This is a genomic window from Brucella sp. 22210 (assembly GCF_052045675.1).
Taxonomy (GTDB): Bacteria; Pseudomonadota; Alphaproteobacteria; order Rhizobiales; family Rhizobiaceae; genus Brucella.
This window is the reverse complement of the sequence record NZ_JBQEPD010000105.1, coordinates 1-2,884: the sequence shown is the minus strand read 5'-3', so window position 1 is coordinate 2,884 and position 2,884 is coordinate 1. Positions and strand designations below refer to the sequence as shown.

The window sequence follows — 2,884 nt, the reverse complement described above, 5'->3', positions numbered from 1 at the left end:
TCCTCAGCCGCCAGAATATACCGTTCAAAACACGTCGATCGTCAAAGCGGGCCTTACCACGCACTTTGCTCGGAAGAAGCGGTTCAACCACAAACCATTCGAAATCTGTTAAATCAAAACGCGCCATCACTGCCTCCAAATCAATGGAGACAGTGAATCACAAACCATTCAAACCGAAAACTATTTTATGGGTATGTGACCTAGCCTGGATTGCCGCGCGATGGACAATTCGTGTCTGCGGTCGATCATTTTCTTGCGCTCCCCAACAGTCCTGCCTTGGTGAGCGCGCCGGCTAAAAAATCGTTCTCCAGCGCAAGCTCCCCGATCTTGGCGTGCAGCGTCTTCGCATCAACCGAGAGCTCCGGTTTCTCCGCAGCCCCGAATACGTTTGCCGCACCGTCCAGAAGCTGCTTCCTCCAATCCGCGATCTGGTTCGGATGCACGTCGAATTGCTGTGCCAATTCCGCAAGCGTTTGCTCACCCTTCAGCGCGGCAAGTGTTGCTTTGGCCTTGAAGGCCGGGCTGCGGTTCCGGCGTGGTCGTTTGCTCAGTTTGATTCTCCTGTTGCGGCTATTTCGCCGCTTTCAGGCAGAAAATCCACTGAAACTACCGTCCAATTTTGCTGAGCCGCTTCTGGGCAAGCTGTTCGGTTAAGATCAGTCAATCGTTACGCATGGGGAGGACGTGGCATGAAACCCATGATTCTGCCGACACCGTGCGCCTTTCCCTGATGCTCACCGATCTGCACCTGCCCGGTATCTCCAAAGCCTGACAAAGCCTCACCGAGCGGGCAGGCAGGAAGCTGCATGAGGGGCCGGCGCGGGACTTTAATTTGACGACAAATGATGTGTATATATGACCTATCTATTTCGCCAATTTTGTAGTACATGTATCCCGATAATGAGGAGCTTTTAGAAAATGAGCAGGCAAACCGCAATCCGCCTTCCCGATGAAACCTATGAACGGTTGCAAACCCTTGCCGCCAGAACCGGACGAACGACAGCCTTTTATATACGAGAAGCCTTGTCCGAGCATCTGGATGATCTGGAAGACGTTTATCTTGCAGAACAAGTGATCGAGCGAATTCAAGATGGTAAAGAAAAAGTTCTGACGGCTGAGGAGTTCTGGCGTGGCCTGGACGATTGAATACGCCAGGTCCGTTCAAACTCAGCTACGTAAAATCGATCCACAGATACGATCCAGATTACGCAGCTACATGGAAACACGCATTGCGCCTTTGGATAACCCACGTCAGATAGGCAAAGCACTCCAAGGTTCCCAACTTGGAAATCTGTGGCGCTACCGTATCAGTGATTATCGAATTATCTGCCAATTGCAGGATCAGCGCCTTGTGGTGCTTGTAGTCGGAATGGGCCATCGCAAAGAGGTCTATCGATAGAAAACGGATATTAACACTTCGTTTGGCAGGGAAGCTTCGCCGGAGAGTGTGTTTCTCTCCTGTTTCGGCGCGAAGCGATTTGCGCCGACCTGGTCACGCATGTCCTTGCAGCCAAAGTAGATCGCACGGCCGCAGCGCAGCCCCATCTGGCCTGCACGGTAATGATCTCTTCGTCCTTGCGCATGGTCTAGGTGATTGCATTTTCCCGATCCCGTTCCATAGAGCGTTGACAGACCGTACTGCCGCTTTTTCGCAACAGGGTTTTTAATTTGGAGAAAACCTTTCTCTGGACCGGAAACCTTTCTTCTCGCTTGACGTCGCCTGACGCCGTCGAGCTTCTTATCGTAGATGGATGATCCCGGGCTGCAGCTAATCGAAGGCAAACGCGCCGCATTATCTCCTGGAAGTCCATGAAGAACGATAACGCCGCCAATTCACGCTTGTGACTAGGCAGTTTCCCTAATCTCGCTGGCACGAAAAAATCAGTACCCCCCTTAGGCCAATGTTCTTCTCGATCGCCGGCTTACAATGCACACCGGCCCGAAATGACCGGCGAATGCATGAGCCGTTGCAGCAACCGACCAAATTGAATGCGTGACACAACCAGAAAATGAAACTCAGCGTCAATTAAAATAGCGCATCGGAACCGCAGGGCAGACCGACCCCTATAGGGTACATTGGAAAGCGCGGCCCCGGTCTGCTTCGCTCGCGTCCGGCGAAATCGTCAATCGACCACAGCTGTCTCTATGACAGCTGCTTGATCAGCGCGAAATGATACCGAAATCTACACCAATGATCGCCAATCAAACTGCCGACCATCATATTGGAATGGATGGACTGGGTCATCTGGAGAGCTTTTGCCATTTCTGCCGACCTCCCTCGCCAGCTAGCTTGAAACCTACCGCCCTGTTTTGCAAAGCGTTCCCGTTCATTGCGATCATGATGCGCGTTTAATCAGTTAGAGCACTGATCTCCTTGCGTCAGATCGGTGCTCCGGTTCTTTGTTTAGCCGCATTTTTTCCGATCAAAGCAGGATCAGAAATCAGTCCTGTGGACTGATTTCCAAAAAAGATGAGGAGGAGGCTGGGGGGGCTTATGCCTCCTCCTCTCGACCAGTCCTGACTTGGAGATGATCAGGACCGGGGCACGTCGAAGGCCCGGACTATATCCAACGGAGTCAAGTGCCCGTCGCCTTCCCGTTGCTTGTGTACAATTCAATCCGTAAGCGCCTTCGGGCAAGAGATTGAGACTTCTTTCCCGGCCTGCACTTTTGTCCCCGCTTACCGCTTCTCATCGGTTTGCAGAAGACAGGACTGAACGTGGATCCTCCCATAGGAAATCTCACATCCCGAGGTCAGTAGAGGTGCGAGATGGAGGATTGTAATTCTGGCCCGAATAACCGGGGCCAGATGTTTGTTTGGTGTTCAGCTTACCACTTGACGCGGAAGCCGAGATTGCTCGAGACCGAATAGCTCTTGCCATTCT

Annotated in this window: 3 protein-coding genes and 1 pseudogene; 2 read left to right on the top strand and 2 right to left on the bottom strand. The window is 52.2% G+C overall.

Annotated elements, in window-relative coordinates; all coding sequences use genetic code 11:
* Both ACTJKP_RS26605 and ACTJKP_RS26600 read right to left on the bottom strand, forming a co-directional pair.
* Window positions 1-127: transposase (locus tag ACTJKP_RS26605; protein WP_440632793.1), on the bottom strand; the 127-nt coding region annotated here is incomplete at its 3' end.
* Between the two features lie 74 nt (window positions 128-201).
* A pseudogene (locus tag ACTJKP_RS26600) lies at window positions 202-551 on the bottom strand (transposase); the annotation flags it as partial.
* A gap of 367 nt (window positions 552-918) precedes the next feature.
* Between ACTJKP_RS26600 and relB the strand changes: the two are divergent.
* Together relB and ACTJKP_RS26590 are read left to right on the top strand one after the other, a co-directional pair.
* Entirely contained in the window at window positions 919-1,146 is a 228-nt protein-coding gene (gene relB / locus ACTJKP_RS26595; protein WP_440632792.1) for a type II toxin-antitoxin system RelB family antitoxin, read from the top strand.
* Window positions 1,130-1,399, top strand: coding sequence for a type II toxin-antitoxin system RelE family toxin (locus ACTJKP_RS26590; protein ID WP_440632791.1), 270 nt, complete (start codon window positions 1,130-1,132; stop codon window positions 1,397-1,399). Before relB ends, ACTJKP_RS26590 begins: the two co-directional genes overlap by 17 nt.
* The last annotated feature ends 1,485 nt before the right edge of the window (window positions 1,400-2,884 follow it).